The sequence below is a fragment of the Sphingomonas pokkalii genome, from assembly GCF_003096275.1.
Taxonomy (GTDB): domain Bacteria; phylum Pseudomonadota; class Alphaproteobacteria; order Sphingomonadales; family Sphingomonadaceae; genus Sphingomonas; species Sphingomonas pokkalii.
Genome location: NZ_QENQ01000001.1, coordinates 1154151 through 1171948 on the forward strand (window position 1 = coordinate 1154151; position 17798 = coordinate 1171948).

Consider the following 17798-nt stretch of genomic DNA (forward strand, 5'->3'; position numbering starts at 1 on the left):
TCGCGGGTGCAGCCTGCCTCTGACGGCAGGACTGCCGGTTCGCTCCTGCCGCTCCCCCGCCCTTCCGGCGCCGGTTGCGGTGTTTTGGAAGGAGCAGGATCATGGGTGTTGGACACGAGAACCGTGCAAGCCTCTATGCCGAGGTGACAGGCCGGGTGATTGCCGAGCTGGAGCAGGGGCGGCTGCCCTGGGTGCAGCCTTGGGATGTTGCGGCGTGCGGGTGCGCTATGCCGGCCAATGCCATGACCGGGCGGCGCTATTCGGGGATCAATGTGCTGATCCTCTGGGCGGCGGTGATCGAGGGGCGGTACGCCTCGCAGCGCTGGCTGACCTTTCGGCAGGCCCGGGCGGCGGGGGGAAGCGTACGGCGCGGCGAGCGGGGGACGACGATCTGCTATGCGGATCGCTTCACCCCGAAGGACGAAGCCGAACGGGCGCGCGACGAGGATCGCGAGGCGCGGCAGCTGGCATTTCTGAAGCGGTTCACCGTGTTCAACGTCGACCAGTGCGAGGGCCTGCCCGAGCGTCTGACGGCGGTGGAGCACACCGAACCGGTGGCCGAGGCGGATCGCATTCCCGCAGCACATGCGCTGATGGAAGCGTGTGGTGCAGATATCCGGATCGGCGGCGGAGAGGCCTATTACAGTCCGTCGGGCGACTATGTCGCGGTGCCGCCGCAGCTCGCCTTTTACGACCGCATCAACTGGTATCGCACCGTGTTGCACGAGCTGGGGCACTGGACCGGACATGGCTCCCGCCTTGGCCGCGACCAGTCCGGGGCATTTGGCAGTGCCGCCTATAGCCGGGAAGAACTGGTCGCCGAAATGGCAAGCGCGTTCACCTGCGCATTGTTGGCGATCCGGCCAACCGTGCGGCATGCCGATTATATCGGCAGCTGGCTGGCGGTGCTGCGCGAGGACGAAAAGGCGATCTTTCGGGCGGCGAGCGCTGCCAGCAAGGCGGCGGATTACCTGCTTTCGTTCACCTCAAACGAGGAGGCGGGGCAATGATGCGTCGGCTTCGACTGCGGCGGATGCGCCGCGCCTTTCGCGCTCTCCCCGAGCGGGATCGGGCAATCTTCGGATCGGTTCGGTTCGACGATTTGGACTACATCGAAACGGCCCGGCGGCATGGCTGCTCCGTGGAAGAGGTGGTGCAAACCGTCGCCCGCGTGCTGATCGCGCTGGGTCGAGCGGAGCGGGGCGAACAGCCATGAGCGATGCGACACCTCGCCCGGTCAAACCGGGCGAGGTGTACGCCGCTGCATCAGCGCGTTAGGATCGGAATATGAGGACCAGCCTCGATCATCTGCCCCCGGCCAAACAGCGCGAGTTGGAGCGCGTCGTCCAGATCCTGTTCGAGGAATTTGGCGACGCGATCGCCATTGCCACCTCTGATTGGAAGAAGCAGGCGCGCATCCTCAAGGTTATCCTCTACGGCAGCTATGCGCGCGGCGGATGGGTCGACGAGCCGCATACTGCCAAGGGCTATCAGTCGGACTTCGACCTGCTGGTCATCGTCAATCACGACAAGCTCACCGACCGCGTCGAATTCTGGGCTACCGCCGAGGATCGGCTGAACCGCGAACTGGCGATCACCAAGACGCTGCGCACGCCGGTCAACTTCATCGTCCATACGCTGCAGGAGGTGAATGACGGGCTGGCGCATGGGCGCTATTTCTTCATGGATGTCGCTCGCGACGGCATCGCGCTTTACCAGATCGACGACACCGAACTGCATCAGCCCAAGCCGAAAACGCCTGATCGCGCACTGGCGATGGCACGGGAATATTTTCAGGAGTGGTTGCCAACCGCGGGGGAGTTCTACGGTTCTGCCAAGCACTCCATCGAGCAAGGCTGGCTAAAGAAGGCAGCTTTCGACCTCCATCAGGCTACGGAGCGGCTCTACCACTGCGTGCTCCTGGTCTGCACCTTCTACACGCCGCATGTGCATAATCTGGGGTTCCTGCGCACCCAAGCAGAGCGCATCGACCCGCGACTGGTCGATGCCTGGCCGCGCGATACGCGAACCGACCGCGCCCGCTTCGAGAAGCTGAAAGAGGCCTATGTGAAGGCGCGCTATTCGAAGCACTACCGCATCAGCGAGGAAGAACTGGCGTGGCTCGGCGAGCGTGTCGAGGCACTCGGTCAGGCCGTGCAGGTGATCTGCGAAGAGCGGATCGCGGCACTCGAACGCAGCGCCGCCGCCTGACCTAGGCGGCGATTTTCCCGGCGTCCGCGAACGACAATTCGCGCTGCATCTGCAGCGCTTCACTGCGTTCGGCGCAGTGCATGTCGCGGGCAATCGCGACGCTGATCCACTCGATTTTCCACGCCAGATCGAGCACGTCGCCGCGCTCCGCGCGGCTGATTGTAGCGATACCGGCGCCCTCGACGGTGACCGAAAATCGGCATTCGTCTACCCAATTATCGAAGCGTCCCTGCACCAGCGTGCCGTCCGAAATCGCGATGGCGAAGCCCTCATCGAGCGCCCGTGCGGACAGGCAAATCTCGTCCTCCACGTCGCCGGAAAGCTTCAGCCGGCCGTTCTCCAGTGGTTCGATCCTGATCGACATATCGGGCCTATTTCTAGCGAATCGGAAAGGCCCCGATAGTAGAACATAGAAAGAACATATGAAAGACTGGCGGGGATCGGCGGGGGGATAGAAGGGATGGCAAGATAAAAGCGGTGCCTCCAAGCGGCCCCGGAAGTGGCGTCTGCACGTCGTTTTTGATGGAGGCATGCCCATGGCGGTGCCTCCATCTGGAAGGCGCAGTTGCCGGAACACCAGCAATTCTGCGGCTTTCCGGCCCCCCGAATGGAGGCCCTTGAAGGGCTGCGCCTGCGCACCCTCATCTGGCACTTTCCAGCATGGGATAGCGTCATGGCCGAGGATCCATTCGAGCTATGGTTGGGGCGGGTCGGCGCGGATCGCCCGTTCGCGCACCAGCTTCGCAAGGCGACCAATCTGGCGGGCGGGTCGGTGCGATCGTCGGCCGCCCGCGCCCGGCATTTCGATGGCAGCAGGATTGGGCGCGGTTCGGGCGTCGGCCGGGTGCTCGGGGCGTCCGATCGTTTTGCCGGAATTCGCACGCGCCGCGTCGTCGTGAAGGCCCGCTTCGTGAAGCTGGCAGGGAAGGGGGCGAAGGGCGCTGCCGCGCACCTGCGGTATCTGCAGCGCGACGGCACCACCCGCGAGGGCGGACGCGGCACGCTCTATGCCGCTGACCATGATGTCGCCGACGGCAAGGCATTCCTCGAACGCGGCGTCGACGACCGGCACCAGTTTCGCTTCATCGTCGCGCCCGAAGACGGCGCGCAGTACGAAGATCTAAAGCCGCTGGTGCGGCGCTGGATGGCGCAGGTCGAGCAGGACCTCGGCACGAAGCTCGACTGGGTGGCCGTCGACCATTTCAACACCGGTCATCCGCATGCCCATGTGTTGGTGCGCGGGGTCGACGATCGCGGCCAGGATCTGATCATCGCCCGCGAATATATCAGCCGGGGTCTCGCCGCGCGGGCGGCGGAGCTGGTCAATGTCGACCTCGGGCCGCGCACCGACCGCGAGATTTTCGAGGGCCGCGAGCGCGAGGTCGGCCAGGAGCGGTTCACCAGCATCGATCGCAGGTTGCTGGCTGGGCGCGAGGCCGACGGGCTGGTGTCGTTCTGGCATGGCGACCACGTCGAGCAGGGGCTGCGCGCCGCGCGCCTCGGCACGCTCGCGCGGATGGGACTGGCGACCGTCGAGGGGAAAGGGCGCTTCCGGCTCGCCGACGACCTGGAGGCCACGCTGCGGGCGATGGGCCGCCGAGGCGACATCATCGCGGCGATGCACGTGCAGCTGAAGGCGCGTGCGCCCGAGGTGCATCCGCAGGACTATGCGATCTACGACCCGGCCGAGGGCAAGCCGCTGGTCGGCCGTGTCGTGGCGACCGGGCTGGCTGACGAGCATCGCGACCGCCATTACCTGATCGTGGCCGCGACCGACGGGCGCAGCCACTATGTCGAGCTGGGCAATCGGTCGCTCTCGGAAGTGAGCGAGCGCCCCGAGATTGTGCGGGTGTCGCCGGTCATCGCTGGCATCCGCGATGTCGATCGAACGGTTGCCGAGGTCGCTGCCGCCAACAACGGCATTTACAGCGTCGACGGGCACCTGCGCCATGATGCCAGTGCCAGTCAGCGCTTCGCCGAAGCCCATGCCCGGCGGCTGGAAGCGATGCGGCGGGGAGGGGGCGAGGTCGAGCGGCGTGCCGATGGCAGCTGGAAAATCGGCACCGATCATCTCGACAAGGTCCTGACCTTTGAACGGAGGGCGGCTGCGGCACGGCCCGTCGAGATCGAAGCGCTTGCCGAGCGCCCGGTCCTGGAACTGGTCCGCCACAACGGCGTGACCTGGCTCGACGAGCAGCATGTCGCGAAGGAGCCGGAAGCGCTGGGCGGCGGGTTCGGGGCACAGGTGCGGCAGGCATTGGTGCTTCGCCGCCAATGGCTGATCGAGGAGGACCTCGCTTGGCGCGACGGCGACGCCGTCCGCTTCCGCGCCAATTTGCTGACCGAGCTCCGCCGCCGGAAACTGCGACAGGTCGCGGATCAGCTCTCGAAGGAAACGGGGCTCGGCTATGCCGAGCATCGCGGTGGCGCGATTGAGGGTACCTATCGCAAGGCGGTGCAGGTCGGCGCCGCGAAATATGCGGTGATCGAGAAATCGCGGGAATTCACGCTGGTGCCTTGGCGGCCGGTGCTGGAAAAGCAGATCGGCCGGACCGTTTCCGGCATCGATCGCGGCGGTGCGATCAGCTGGACATTTGGGCGCCGGCGTTCGGGTCCGGAGATCGGCGGGTTCTGAGAGTCCCCAAAGAGGTACCGGGATTCACCAGCCAGGACCTGTAACGGAAGCGGGAACAGGCGGATTCTGCACCACATGCAGACGCGCAAGACCCGCCACCAATTCTATCTTCCCGACGAGCTGTCGGCGAAGCTCGACGCGATGGCTGCGCAGCCGGGATCGTCGAAGACCGCGATCCTGACCGACGCGCTGACCGCCTGGTTCGATCGCCGTGCCGGCCATGAACTCGACCAGCGCTTCGGCGCGCGGCTCGACCGCCAGAACCGCGCCGCCGACCGGATGGAGCAGAAGCTCGACTATCTGACCGAAGCCCTCGGGCTCTTCGTCCGCCACCAGCTTACCCTCACGGCGCACCAGCCGGCCTTTGATACCGAGACGCAGCGTCTCGGCCGGCTTCGCTACGACGCCTTCGTCGAGCTCGTCGGTCGAGCAATCGCCCGGGGCGACACGAACAACCGCATCGCCAACCGTCAATCCCCAGAACTGGGGAGGGACAGATGAAGGAGCGTCCCATGCGTCCTACGCTGAGCAAGCCGAACACCGACCTGTCGCCCATCACGCTGCGGATTGCTGATGCCTGCCGTATCACCGGCATCGGCCGGTCGAAGTTCTACGAGCTGATTAAGGCCGGCGAGATCGGGGTGATCAAGGTGGGGGCAATCACCCTTGTGCCTATGACCAGCATCGATGCGTTGCTTCAGCGTGGCGGTCCCACCGCAGGCGACGGCGCCCGGCCCCCCTTAGCCGAGGTGATGCACCCGTTTCTGGCCAATGCCATTTTGACGGCGAGCCTTGCCTCGACCCCCGAGGCGGTTCGTCGCGAACTTTCGTCGTCGGACGAGGGACGGCGGAGGAAAGCAGAAGACGGCGTTGTCGAGCGTATGATTTTGGCGCTCTATGATCGAGACGACGGGGCCGGCGTGGATCGTTCATCCCCCCTCACGCCCTCTCGCTGAGATAGTATTGGCTTGGGCCTCTGCTTGGAACATTCGTAGAGCTGACATGCGAGATAGAATGAATTTGGGACTTTTCTGCCGTTCGTCACAGTGACCGGGGGCGTCGGTTTGCGCCAACACCGGCCATTCGCACGTTCGGCAGTGCGCAAAATCTACTTCTTCTAGGCTTTTTGGATCCTCCGCTAAGACGGAGTGAGTTTATACGAGAATATTGTTAGATCTAGAGCGGTTTCCACTCATTCCGGTTCGTAGCCGCACGAGCTGAAGTAGTTGGCGCATTCGGCGGGCTGAAAGATGTCGACGAGCCTGCCGATCAAACCCCACAGCCCGTTGACAGTTCGTTCGCCCGCCTTGCGCAGCATGGCCTTGAGGCGGGAGAAGGCCTTTTCAATGGGATTGAAGTCGGGGCTGTAGGGCGGGAGAAAGCGGAGGGCTGCTCCGGCCGCTTCGATCCGCTCTTTCACGGCGGCCCGCTTGTGGCTCGAGAGGTTGTCCATGATGACGACGTCGCCGGGCCGCAACTCTGGCACCAGGACCTGCGCCACATAGGCTTCGAACCAATCGCCGTTGATCGGCCCGTCCAGCACCATCGGCGCGACCATGCCGGTCATGCGCAGGCCGGCGACCAGCGTTGTGGTCTTGCGATGGCCATGCGGGAAGCCCATCCGCAATCGCTCGCCCTTGGCGCAGCGCCCGTGGCTGCGGGTCATGTTTGTCGCAGTCCAGGTTTCGTCGATGAACACGAGGCGTTCGGGCTCGAGATCGATCTGGCCGTCGAACCAGCGCTGGCGTTGCCTCAGGACGTCGGGACGGTCTTGCTCGATCGCGTGCCCGGTCTTTTTTTGCGCGTAATCCCGTGACGGACGAAGAAGCGATGCACCGTGCCGATCCCGACCATGGCACCGCGCTCGATCAACCGCACCTGAACCTCCGCCAGGGTCATGTCGCCCTGCTCGGCGATCAGTGCCCGGATGAAGTCGCCGTGCGCTTCGATCTTGCCCGAATGCCGGTCGCCGCCGCGTCGCTTGGCCACGGCACGGCCATGTTCCAACGCAAGACGTCGCCAGCGGATCGCACTCGACACGCTGACACCAAAGCGCGCCGCCGCGGCACGGCAGCTCAGGCCGCCGTCAATTGCGGCGACAACCCTGTCTCGAAGGTCCTGTGAAAGCGTTCGCGCCATCCATGCTGGCCTCCTGCCACCAGCAGGAAGCGTGAATCACATCACGCCGCAAATGGGAATCCCCGACGACTCAGATCGTGTGGAAACCGCTCTAGGTGCTTGGGAAAAATATGAGATGACACCAGAACCTGAATTAAAAGAAAGCCAGTCATGGCATGGGCGTTGTTTGTACACGCCACGAGGGAGATCCCGCCTGATCTGCCCGCCGAGTCAAACGGGCGTAGCGGGGTCGTTCATTTGAAAAACGCGTTAAGAAGTTCGAAATCGAGTTGCTGAACTTTGTCGACCGGGCTCAGATATTTCTCCATCTCGGCGAAAAGGCCGGGGATATCGGCAAGCTGGGCGTCGGTGTAGATCAGCGCATAGACGCCATGCTTCTTGAAATATGCGCGAAGCTTATCTGCCTCCTTCTCGAAATTGGCTTTGGCTTCTTCGTTTATCTCGGCCTGTGTCTTTGTTTTTATTCCTTTAAGCTGACCGTGGGTTGACCAAGGCGAAAGCTCGAAACCGACCTTTTCCATCGTGAACGGGTTGATGATCGTGAAGTCGAGGCGATAGCCGTGCTTGGCATCCTTGCCGCCATAGCGAAATTCCGGGATGAGGAGCGGCACATGCTCGGGCTCAGGTGCCGCGCGCACAAAGTCGATATAGTGCTGGGCGATCGCCCTCTCATACGGCGAGCCTGAGGCGCGCACCAAAGTGTTTTTGAAGAAGGCAAGATAGGCCTCGGTGTCGGCGAAGCGGATCGGATCCTCGTCGCCGTCGACGACAAGGCCCGATGCGAGCACATGGCCGATCGTCCAATAACGCTTGGGGAAGTGCCGGATCTCGCTGCGGTCATTGACCCACTCGCCCTTGCGCCAGGTGGGGGTGATGAACAGGCCATAATGCGCCTTGTTCTGGCCGATCCAGATCATCGACTCTTCGAGCTGCGGACGCATCCGCGAATATTCGTCGAAATGCTTGAGGTAGGAACGCTTGAGAAACAGTGCAAAATATTTCTGTGCGATCTCAGAATTCTTGAATCGCTCATAATTTTCGCGATGAGTTTGTGCGCCCCATTGCGCCTTAGCTTCGTCAAAGCCCTTTATGTAGAGCGAAAGGTAGGAATCGGGTGAGAGTATTTGCGCATGGTGAAGGTCCATGAATTCTGCCGCCTTGCCCCCGATTACCGCGTTGAGCGAAGCCTCGGTCTTCCAGCCGGTTTCAGCCAGTACCTGGTCGACCATCGAGCGCAGTTCTTCAGACATCTTCTTGATGATCCGGTTGCGCTCGGTCTTGCTCGGATCGCGCGGTTTGGGAGTCTTCTTTGGTCCTGCAGCCGCCTTCGCAGAAAGCTTCGCAGCAGCCGGGCTAGTCACCGCAGGCTTGGTTGCCTTAGACGGAGGCGACTTAACAATTTTCTTCGGATTAGGCTTGTTCACGAGCGTTTTGCTGGGCGTTTCTTTCGGCACGTCGGGACTGTCTCTCTCGATTCTCCATCTTAGGCCAGACGTTATATTTCCGCTGCGGCGAGCGCTATAGGCGATTGCGGGTACTCGCCCCAACGTCCGTTGACCCGATCTCGTCCGACATCACCTCTCCGCTCAAAGAGCGGCTATCAGCCCGTCGATGGCCCAGCGCGCAAGGCGGCCTTCAGACCGCGCATACTGATCGCCAAGTGAACTTGCCGAACTTCCCGCTTAGGATCACGCGGGCGGCTCGCCAATCCAGTCCTGCACGAGCGCAGGCCAGTCGATCACGCGCAGACTCTTGCCGGTCCACACGTCCCAGAAATCAGGGTCTGAAGATTGCGGTCTATGTTCCTCTGCCAGTTCGTCCATTTCGACCAGCAACGGGATCGGCGTCGCCCAACCAAGAAGCACGGCCTGACGCGATGGCAGACTGGGAAGCTCCTTCAGCAGACCAGCAACGTTATCCGGAACAAGGCGTGCGACCAACGCCTGGTCAAGGTCATTCACGATCCGATGAAGCAGGAAGGTGTTGCACTGGGCAAGGATGGTTGGCGACAGTTCGGACGGTCGCTGTGAAGATAGCATGAGGCCCAGGCCGAACTTTCGTCCCTCACGCGCGATCTTTTCGAACGTCTCGCGGCAGAGTTGCGCGGGGTTTTCAGGAACGCCCTCATCGTTCCCGCCGCGGCGAACGAAGCTATGCGCTTCTTCCAGGACCAGCGTCGTGGGCAGCGGCCTGCCGTCCGGATGCAGCCGTCTGTAGCGCTGCAATGCCTCGAAAGTCAGTCGGCCGAGCACAGCGACAACGATATGGATGATCTCGGAGGGAACGAGCGAAAGATCGATGATCGCCACCTGACCGTTCGCCGACGCGTTGCTGCCGACTAAGTCGTCTAGCCAAGTATCGAAGCTGATCTGCGGTTCGCTGCCGACAACCTGCCCGAGCCGGGGATCCGCCATCATTCCCCGGATTCGCATCCCAAGCGTGCTGATGAAGCCCGCAAGTCCGCCCCCTTCGGTCGCGGCGATCCGCTCGAGGTGATCCGGCAACATCTGTACGTCGAAGGGGATCGGCGCATCCTCGGTGATTTGCGCGGCCGCCAAGGCATCCTCGACCTGATCGAGGAATGATTGCAGGGCAGCCTGAACAGATTCAATTTCCTCGACAGAGAAGCTGTTGAACCAACCATTGTTTCCGCGACGATTATTGGCGACATCTCGAATGGTCGCGGCAATGTCGGTGAGCATTGCCGCAGCGTTGCCGTCGAGCCGCGCGCTCATCGCGTCGCAATCCGCCGCCATATTGTCCATCAGGTCCCCGCATTGGCGTCGTGGCCCGGCATCGCCCGCAAACGCCGCCGGTCCGCGCGCGAGCAAGGCATCGACCAGCAGCCTGTACGAGTAGATGTGCCGCCGAACCAGCGCCTCCGCCGGCACGCCGGCGATATTGCCGCTTTTCAGGTCACGAAGGGCTTGGAGCAATAGCGGTCGCTGCGCGCCCGGGCGGGCGAACGACACCGCCGTCCATTCATGGCCGTTCCAGAGCCAGGCCGGCAGGCGCAACGCTCGCTCACCCTTCTGGTCGTCGACGGGTGGCACGCGGAACAGCCGGACATTGCCAGCGCGATCGGCGAACGCTTTGGCGTATTCCCCATTGGGGTCGAGAATAATGAACCGAGCGTTGGGCCCTTGAGCCGGGTTTGTGAGCGCAGTTTGCGCGGCGTCGAGCGACCATCGGATTAGACCTGCAACCGAGCAGGACTTGCCGCTGCCGGTATTACCGAGCACAGCGACGTGTCGCCCAAAAATCTTGTCAGGGTCGACCATGATCGAGGTGTTTGCGGCAAGCGGCGAAGAGCCGATCCGGACACGGCGATCCTTGTCCTTTGCACCGACAATGGCTGCGATCTGCTCGGGCGTCGGTATGAGGATCTGATCGCCGACAGAGGGAAAAGCGACCACGCCGCGGCTGAGGTCGTAAACGCTGGCTCCTGCTCGGCGATCGCGGCGCACGGTCAGCGTGCCAATCGGAGTGAGCGTCATTTTCCGCAGCGGAAACGGCAGGTCGATGAGGCCGAAGTCCTTCAGCCCCGAGCGTTTTGGATATGGCGAGCGCTCGATGCCGATCCAGGTGACATAGGCCACCGTCGCGCCAGCCTCATTGGGTATCAGAACATAGCTGTTGAGGCGGGGAAAACTGGTCGGCGTACCGGTATTGAGTGCGGTTGATTGTGGCGCATCGAGATCTAGGAGGACGCGGATTTCGTCGGACGAGATGGACTCGACCGTGCCGATGACCAACTCGGACAACCGCTCGATAGGAGACCTCATGCGGCACCGCCCTGTTCAGCCGGCGCATCCGCAGCCGGTGCCGCGACGATAACCGGGACTTCGGTGAAGGCCCGGTTCTTCAGGAGCTCCGACATCCGTCCGGTAATATAGTCAAGCGCGGGCTTTGGCAGATAGTCGTCGACCAGACGCTGAAGGCTTCCGAAATGTCGGCCAGCAAGGAGGCTGACCTGGGCTGGCCGGGTCAGCGCAAGGAACCCCTTGATGCGATCATCGAGATCGAACGCGATGATAACGAGATGCGCAGATGGCACCGACAGCATGTCGAGGAGCACCCGGTTGATGTGATCGTCACCAAAGCCGTAGCCGTAGGTGACGACGACGGAATTTGGCCTGCACGTCGCAGAAGCGAAATCTCGAAACAACTCCGCATAGGGGTATTGAGTCGTCTCGACGTCTTTCGCCGGATTTGGATAGATCATGACAGTATCGACGGGAGAATCCGGAAGGCTTGGATGATCTTCCGCCGCCCCAAAGGGAGTCTCGGCGCGATAAATGCGCCGCGTAGCCTCGTCGAAGCGCCAATCGAGACTGCCGTGCAACTTCGTCAGGCGAACGACGCCTTCCATGAAGCGCGGTTCACCACGGATTCCCGGCGGATTATAGTGATAGTCCAGCTCGATGCGAGTGTTGCGAAACAAGGGGCGCAAGGTGCCTACGAACCGATCGATGATGCGCAGGCCGGCATCGTCGCACCCGCGTTCGATCAGTCGGTCGTAATTGGTCGTAAACACGTGCAGCCGCTCGCGTGATGCCGCACGGCTGGCGAAGCTCAGAAGAAAGGACTGGAGCATGGCGGAGGCTGGCGCGCTGTCGGCGTCGGCGATGCCCCGTTCGGTCGCGAGGAGCGAATAGAGAAAGGTCTCGATTGCAGAGTTGATGTCGGAACGGACGGATTTCGCAGCATCCTTATCGATGATGTCGAGCCCGTCGAGCACGGCAATGGCGCTGCGCAGCTGATCCTCAATATTGGCTTCGCCGCGTCCCATCTTCTTGGCGCTGGCGGCAGCATGATCCATGATTGCCTTGGCATGGGGCGAAGTGCCAGCAGCCACATCCATTCCCGTTGCGGGTACCCCCGCCGCGAACGCGACAGATGTCGTGAATCCGCTGCCGAGCAGCAGGTTGAGATGCTCTGCCTGAAAAACCGCAGATAGCCAGGGCTCGATTCGGCGACGGTGCAGCGAGACGAACTGATCGAGCTCATCCGCGTCCGTCGGGATGTCGTCAAAGGTCTCATTTGAAGCTCCCACCCGGTAGCCGTGCGCCTTCCACTCCATACTTTCCCCCGACCTGTATCAATGAAGCTGTGCCATAACTGACCCGGTCAACCGAGACGCCGTAAGCTCCATTCTCCGCTGGCTCGGTCACGGTTCTTCGTACCCTCTCATGCGTTGCTATGGTTCATGGCGGCGTAGGGGCCCGGAGACTCAAGGGTCTTCACGTCGGGAACAGACGCGCGAGGAAAGGACCGGCGCAGTTCGCGCGCCATCGCACCGACTGCGTCCTGTTTTCTCAACGCGTGCTCCACGAGAAAGGCAGCGAGTGCCCGAGCGTTCGACTGAGCGTCACGCTCATATTCGTTTTGAATTCCTCGGAGCGCCTTGCGCCAGCCAATCGCAGCACTGGCCGGTTCGATAAGGCTCAGCAAACGATCGAATGCATCAGGCGTGACATCGGCGATGATGCGTATCAGCAGGAGTTTCTCGTGCAAATAATTGGGGTGCTGTTGCGAAAGGCTGTCCGCCAGTTCCTTCAAGTTGGTTTGCAGCAACCGGTCGAGAAGATTGGGGCGGACCGCCGCAACATGACCGGTGATAAGAGCTCCCCATTCCCATCGGTGATCGAAGCCGACCAGGCGGCCGGCATTGAGTTGTTCGATCGCGAGGTCGGGGAACATGAGGGCGAGGCGTGCAGCCATAACCCTCATGGACGGGAGGTGTGGTGCGATCAGGTCTTTGAGTACCGGCCTGATCTGGGGATCACCAAAGGCGACGCCTAGCAGCACTTCTCCGTCGCCTCCGCCACCAGACCAGTCGTCGCCAATCGTCCTGCTCACTGCGTCCCAGTCGATCGCTCGGACAACCGTGCAGAAAGTCTCGTGCGCGATGTCCTGCAGGAACGACAGCAGCATCGCACAGCTTTGGTAATCGCGCTTCTTCGCGGACGAGATCGACGCCGCGAGCGACGCCTTGGCGAACACAGCAGCGTATTTCCTGCCGATCGCCTTGCGTCTCCGATTGGGCGCGCGTTTGCCAACATAGATGCCCAGCACATCCAGCAGTCTGAGCGAATGCGATATTACATCGTTCAGTTCGTGAAACGCGTCTATCGGGTCGGCTGCAATCGGGGCTCCAATGGCTCCGGAAAGCGCCTCTGTGATCTCTAAGCCATAGGCTTCGTCTGCGTAGACCATGAATTTGGAGATTTCGGCAGCGTAGGAAAGCGGTAGTGATGCGGGCCACTCTGCCATCAATCTGGATAGTGCGGGCCGATCGAGCGCCTGCAGGAATGCCGCCCGTCCCGCTGACTTGTCCCAATGCAAACGCAGCTTTGATGCCAGTGCAATCACTTCTGCTGTGCGCCGCGCGTCGCCCGCATCGATATTCCGCGTGAAGACCGCGCTGTCGATACGGTACCTGATCGCTGTGCCCAGCGCCTCGTCGATGTTGAGGATATGGTTTGCCAGGTTGCCAAGGGCATAGCAGGCGCCAGTTGGACAGGTGGCGATCCAGTCCGAGATCGTTGACTGGTGTGCCGCGAAGAGCGCCTTCTCGTTTGGGTGAATTCCGCCGATCTCGGATAGGAACCAAGCGGCATCTCGAATTTCGATCGGGCTTTGCGCGCTCCAGCATCTTGCCAGCCCCGGCTCTAGCCAGTCCGGATCGACCATCGAGGACCAGCCGCGGTACCGATTCCCGGCATGCGCATACCGCAAATCATGGATCAACGTCGCGAGTCCGGCAAGGGGCAGGCTCGGATTGCTCAAGACACGCTGCAGAACCAGGCGGAAGCGCTGCCGCTCCTCGGCCTCGACTCCAGTTAGAACCTGGTCGATCAGCACGGACCCGAAGCGCTGGTGCGGGCATCGCAGATCATCGGGCCTCAGGAGCAGCCGCTGGGCGAGTAGCCAGTCAATCGCGGACGCGATCCGCTGGTCTTCCACAATGCCGTCGAGCAGCACGTGGGCTTCCTCTGGAGCGAAATGGGCATCGCGCGCTGCGAGCTGACGGATCGCGAGTGCTGCCAGCGTCAGATCGGCCCCTGCCGAGCGGGCCGATGCAGCGAATGCCGTAGCGCGGCGCCATCCGCCGCTCAGGATGAAGCAGAACTGCCAAGGAACATCCGCAGTCGCCGCTGCTCTCAGCCGATCCTCCAGCCGCTCGTCGCCCATCGATGCGCCGATCCGGTCATCAAGCCGACGCACGGCTTCAAAAGTTCGCCCGTAATCGGCCTCGAGCCCGTTGGCGATGGTCTTCACGGCGCGAACGGCATCGAGATGCACGGTTCCGCGCGCGGCGACTTTGCCGGGGGCGATCGTGTGAGCGCTCAAGAGCCAGGTGGATGGGCCGCAGCCTTCCTCCAGACGCCGCACGTGCACGGGATTAGCGAGGTGCGCATCGTCTATGAGGTGCAGAACAGGCTGGTTCGAAGCAATGAGTGGGGGCAGCGACGCGTTCGCATCATCCAGGCGGACCACTCGCCATCCGCGCCCAGCAATCTGGTTAGCAACCTGCAGCATCGATATTGATTTGCCAGCGCCGGGCACACCGGCGATGCGAGCAGCGCCGACTGCCTCGAGCTGGGCAAGGAGCGTGTCCGCTTCGATCAGTCTTGGGCAGGCAGCGACATCGGCTGGACCGAGCATCTCACCGAGCAGCGCAGGGGCTATGCCTCGGTCGCTGCCGAATGCGACCGGAAGCCAGCGCCCCTCTGCAGTAATTTCTGCGGTTGTGCTCGCAGTGCGAACGGCGACTGCGACCCCGTCGAGCTTGGTCTCGATCCGCTCCAGAAGGGCGGCGCTCTGCTCGGCGTGCACGTTGGCTGCGGAAAGGATCAGCCTGGTATCGCTGCTGACCTTGGCTTTCAGAGTGAGCGCGAGGAACGAGACGCCATAGACGAACAGCGGCTCACCGAGCCAAGCGCCGTCGTCCGACGAAACTGCATAGAGCCGCTTCGCCTCCTCGATCTCGGCAGTGAGATCGGCGCCGGCCACCAATGCCAAGGCCGATCGCTTGAGAAGCGCACGCACGTCGTCCCGCCGCAACCAGTCGCGCGCCTCCGCGTCCGCGAAAATTGACGGTGGATCAGACAATCGGCCTTTGATCCAGCCGAGGATGTGGTCCGGCAAGGTGTCTGCTTCGCCGAGGAGGACTTGGATCGCTTCGTTGAGCTCATTGTCGATGGAGGCCGGATTGCTCGCCTGCAAGTCGCCGGCGCCGCGGCGAGCGAGTTCCTCGCGCACACGGCGGAACAACGGCGGCAAAAACGCGCCGGCACCTCTGCCGAGCAGTGCGGATCCACCGTCTGTCATCTCTCCCCTTCGTCGTCGGAGCACTATCCTAGGGTTATGGAACACGTGTTGGTAAGCCTCAACCTTTGAAGCGGACGCTGTCGTGACGAGGCGCACGTGGTACTGGAGATCGACACAGTAGGCGGTCCTGCGACACGCTTGATTGTGTGGTCGAGACTCATAGCGCCGCCCATCGAGGCGCTTGCGAACGGGCTGGTGGAAGGTCGAGGCGGTGGACTGTTCCGGCCCACCTAGGGAAGATTGCGCCGCCCAGTTAGGCTGGTCTTTACGTCGACATCGACACGCAGATTACACGCAAGCGAACCGGTCGATGCGGCCCGCCTTTGCCTTAACGACTAGTGGGTCGGCAGGTTTCCACGCAATTGATGGCCATTGATTCATGGCTGAATGGATGGCTTTCGGGATCACTGCATCCGGCGCCGAAGACCCGGTGCGAATCGGGCATTTTCAGCGTTCGACCGGCTGAGGAGACGAACGTCGCAGCTCCGGAACAATCTGTGAAAGTCCGCCGATTTCCAGCTACGGTTTTGCAGTAAATTTGCAGTAAGTTGCACCTTCGTGCAGCCATTCAGCAGCTAAGCGATTGAAATCGCTGGTGACCCCTACGGGACTCGAACCCGTGTTTTCGCCGTGAGAGTTAGGTTTTGCATGAATCTATTTCGTTCGAAGCGTTATCTTTGCAGCCTTAGGGCGCCTACGTTGCCGGGGGTTCTTCCAGTTCAGGGCCATCCGTCGGGAGGGAGCCCGCGCTGGCGGAAGCGCAGTAGGTCGCCCAATCGGCCATCAGTGATCGCCGCTTCTCGAAGGCGTCGCCGCGGCGATACGCTCGGACAGTGGCATCACCGGCGCTATGGGCCAACGCAGCTTCGGCGACTGACTCCGAATGCATGGTGCACTCGCCGGCCCAATCTCGAAAGGACGATCTCGCCGTTCCGTGGACCGTGTAATCTCCATATCCCATCCGCCGGAGGAGCATCATCATAGACATCTGCGAGAGCGGATTACCTTCGGACACGGCGAAGACGTAGTCGTCGCTTCCCAACGGCTCGCAGAGGGGCGCGAGGATCTCAGCGGCGCGATCGCTCAAGGGTATGCGATGCTCTCTCCGCATTTTGGTTCGCTCCGCAGGGACAATCCACGTGCGGCGCTCCAGATCGAATTCCTTCCGTTTTGCTTTCAGGGTTTCGTTCGTGCGGGTGGCGCAAAGAATGGTGAGTTCCAGCGCCCTAGCGGCCAACGCGGAGCGTTGGCGCAGTTTGTGGATGAACTGCGGGATCTCTTCGAAGGGCATTGCCGCCTGATGCCCTCGCGCAGTGAGCTTGCGACGCGGCGGTAGTAGGTGAGCGAGATGCCCCCGCCATCTCGCAGGGTTCTCCCAAGGTGGGGTGATCAGTCCCCTAGCTCGAGCCGCATCCAGAACTCGCTCGATGCGACCTCGAACTCGGCTCGCGGTTTCGTTCTGCGTTATCCATAGCGGTCTGAGGACATCCAGCACAGCGTCCGTGGTGACTTCCTCAAGTTCAAGGTGGCGCAGTATCTTTGCTTTGGTTCGGAAGGTCTCACGCCATTGCCTCAAGTGGACTGGATTTGACCAGCCGGCTGAGAGTTCGTCCACTAAGGCGTCGGCAAACTGCCCGAAGTTGTCGAACTTCTGTTTTCGAGCGGCCGCTTTCGCCGCGGCAAGGTCAGCGAATGGGTCGTTCCCCTCAACAATCGCCTGCCGAAACTCGGCCGCACGCTGACGCGCATGGCTCAGGCTGACGTCGATCGCGGAGCCCAGTCCGATCTCCCGACGCTTCCCGCCAACGCTTGAGACAAAGAACCAAGACGCCACACCGTTAGGTCTCAGCCGCAGGTACAATCCTCCCCCATCCCCGTAGGCGACGGCTTTCGAGACCCTTTGGTTCAAGTAAGCGGCAACTCCCCGCGCAGACAATTTGTTGAGCATGGCTGAAATCCCTCGCCCCGGTCATAAGATCAACCGGCTTCTGGGTGACAATCTCGGTCATAATATCGGTCATAAAATCAGCGGCGGAAAGCCCTAAACGCGACCGAACAGCTCCGGATTGGGCGCACTCATTTATGAATGCATAAATCGCTTTATATCAATGTGATAACGGACGAGTGTGCACTGCCGCGGCCCCCTGCGCATGCGGCACTTCGATTCCCCTCAGCTCCACCACCGCCTTCTAGCACAAATTTCAGCTTCTCCCTTCGGCGACGACAGTGCGCCGGAGCCGGTTCGGCGACGTTGCTATCGCTGGTCTCGCAAGTGCGTTCGCGCTGTTTTTCTCTAAAGACTGTCGGTTCGCTCTGCCGTCGATCATGTGTAGCGTTGCCGCGCCAAATGAATGCCGGGAGAATGAAGCTCGCCCGACGGAGGAGCGCATTTTTCGCATAGATCTCATGTTCTTGCCGATATCCGTCGCTTGGGTGAACGGAGAGGCCTGATGCGTGCGCATAGCAGAGTGGATTT

General features: G+C 61.9%; 13 protein-coding genes. 6 read left to right on the plus strand and 7 right to left on the minus strand.

Annotated features, from left to right (window positions below; translation table 11 throughout):
- Positions 1-101 precede the first annotated feature (101 nt).
- The 3 genes from DD559_RS05315 (at position 102) to DD559_RS05325 (ending at position 2211) form a co-directional block, all read left to right on the plus strand.
- Positions 102-1010 carry an ArdC family protein gene (locus DD559_RS05315; protein ID WP_116468262.1) on the plus strand — a complete coding sequence of 303 codons (909 nt, stop codon included), beginning with the start codon at positions 102-104 and terminating at the stop codon, positions 1008-1010.
- Entirely contained in the window at positions 1007-1216 is a 210-nt protein-coding gene (locus DD559_RS05320) for a sigma factor-like helix-turn-helix DNA-binding protein (protein WP_116468263.1), read from the plus strand. Before DD559_RS05315 ends, DD559_RS05320 begins: the two co-directional genes overlap by 4 nt.
- A 71-nt stretch (positions 1217-1287) precedes the next feature.
- Positions 1288-2211 carry a nucleotidyltransferase and HEPN domain-containing protein gene (locus tag DD559_RS05325; protein WP_116468264.1) on the plus strand — a complete coding sequence of 308 codons (924 nt, stop codon included), beginning with the start codon at positions 1288-1290 and terminating at the stop codon, positions 2209-2211.
- Position 2212: 1 nt separating this feature from the next.
- Here the strand turns inward: DD559_RS05325 and DD559_RS05330 are convergent, their stop codons facing one another.
- On the minus strand, positions 2213-2575 hold the full coding sequence (locus DD559_RS05330) for a hypothetical protein (RefSeq protein WP_116468265.1): 363 nt from the start codon (positions 2573-2575) through the stop codon (positions 2213-2215).
- A 309-nt stretch (positions 2576-2884) separates the two neighbouring features.
- On the opposite strand from DD559_RS05330, the gene rlxS reads away from it, so the two are divergent.
- From rlxS to DD559_RS20340, 3 genes are all read left to right on the plus strand, one after another.
- Positions 2885-4846 carry a relaxase/mobilization nuclease RlxS gene (rlxS, locus tag DD559_RS05335; RefSeq protein ID WP_116470734.1) on the plus strand — a complete coding sequence of 654 codons (1962 nt, stop codon included), beginning with the start codon at positions 2885-2887 and terminating at the stop codon, positions 4844-4846.
- A 75-nt stretch (positions 4847-4921) separates the two neighbouring features.
- Positions 4922-5347, plus strand: coding sequence for a CopG family transcriptional regulator (locus DD559_RS05340; protein ID WP_116468266.1), 426 nt, complete (start codon positions 4922-4924; stop codon positions 5345-5347).
- Between the two features lie 11 nt (positions 5348-5358).
- A complete protein-coding gene (locus DD559_RS20340) occupies positions 5359-5802 on the plus strand; it encodes a helix-turn-helix domain-containing protein (RefSeq protein WP_206364452.1) in 444 nt (147 codons plus the stop codon).
- A gap of 236 nt (positions 5803-6038) precedes the next feature.
- Here the strand turns inward: DD559_RS20340 and DD559_RS05350 are convergent.
- The 6 genes from DD559_RS05350 to DD559_RS05375 form a co-directional block, all read right to left on the minus strand.
- Positions 6039-6985 (minus strand): IS630 family transposase gene (locus DD559_RS05350; protein WP_116468268.1). Its coding sequence is split into 2 segments (ribosomal slippage): positions 6039-6649 and positions 6649-6985, totalling 948 coding nucleotides; the frame shifts between segments, so codons are not numbered across the junction.
- Between the two features lie 233 nt (positions 6986-7218).
- Positions 7219-8439 carry a hypothetical protein gene (locus DD559_RS05355; protein ID WP_206364453.1) on the minus strand — a complete coding sequence of 407 codons (1221 nt, stop codon included), beginning with the start codon at positions 8437-8439 and terminating at the stop codon, positions 7219-7221.
- Between the two features lie 234 nt (positions 8440-8673).
- Positions 8674-10770: an ATP-binding protein gene (locus DD559_RS05360; RefSeq protein ID WP_116468269.1), complete on the minus strand. Its 2097-nt coding sequence runs from the start codon at positions 10768-10770 to the stop codon at positions 8674-8676.
- Positions 10767-12068 carry an SIR2 family protein gene (locus DD559_RS05365; RefSeq protein ID WP_116468270.1) on the minus strand — a complete coding sequence of 434 codons (1302 nt, stop codon included), beginning with the start codon at positions 12066-12068 and terminating at the stop codon, positions 10767-10769. Before DD559_RS05365 ends, DD559_RS05360 begins: the two co-directional genes overlap by 4 nt.
- 107 nt (positions 12069-12175) lie before the next feature.
- Positions 12176-15322, minus strand: a complete 3147-nt coding sequence (locus DD559_RS05370) for a hypothetical protein (RefSeq protein WP_133243779.1) — start codon at positions 15320-15322, stop codon at positions 12176-12178.
- Between the two features lie 694 nt (positions 15323-16016).
- Positions 16017-17270, minus strand: a complete 1254-nt coding sequence (locus tag DD559_RS05375) for a tyrosine-type recombinase/integrase (protein ID WP_206364454.1) — start codon at positions 17268-17270, stop codon at positions 16017-16019.
- Between the last annotated feature and the right edge of the window lie 528 nt (positions 17271-17798).

Coding starts and splice junctions, on each gene's coding strand:
- DD559_RS05315 (WP_116468262.1), top strand. CDS start 102: ATGGGTGTTGGACACGAGAACCGTGCAAGCCTCTATGCCGAGGTGACA.
- DD559_RS05320 (WP_116468263.1), top strand. CDS start 1,007: ATGATGCGTCGGCTTCGACTGCGGCGGATGCGCCGCGCCTTTCGCGCT.
- DD559_RS05325 (WP_116468264.1), top strand. CDS start 1,288: ATGAGGACCAGCCTCGATCATCTGCCCCCGGCCAAACAGCGCGAGTTG.
- DD559_RS05330 (WP_116468265.1), bottom strand. CDS start 2,575: ATGTCGATCAGGATCGAACCACTGGAGAACGGCCGGCTGAAGCTTTCC.
- rlxS (WP_116470734.1), top strand. CDS start 2,885: ATGGCCGAGGATCCATTCGAGCTATGGTTGGGGCGGGTCGGCGCGGAT.
- DD559_RS05340 (WP_116468266.1), top strand. CDS start 4,922: ATGCAGACGCGCAAGACCCGCCACCAATTCTATCTTCCCGACGAGCTG.
- DD559_RS20340 (WP_206364452.1), top strand. CDS start 5,359: ATGCGTCCTACGCTGAGCAAGCCGAACACCGACCTGTCGCCCATCACG.
- DD559_RS05360 (WP_116468269.1), bottom strand. CDS start 10,770: ATGAGGTCTCCTATCGAGCGGTTGTCCGAGTTGGTCATCGGCACGGTC.
- DD559_RS05365 (WP_116468270.1), bottom strand. CDS start 12,068: ATGGAGTGGAAGGCGCACGGCTACCGGGTGGGAGCTTCAAATGAGACC.
- DD559_RS05370 (WP_133243779.1), bottom strand. CDS start 15,322: ATGACAGACGGTGGATCCGCACTGCTCGGCAGAGGTGCCGGCGCGTTT.
- DD559_RS05375 (WP_206364454.1), bottom strand. CDS start 17,270: ATGCTCAACAAATTGTCTGCGCGGGGAGTTGCCGCTTACTTGAACCAA.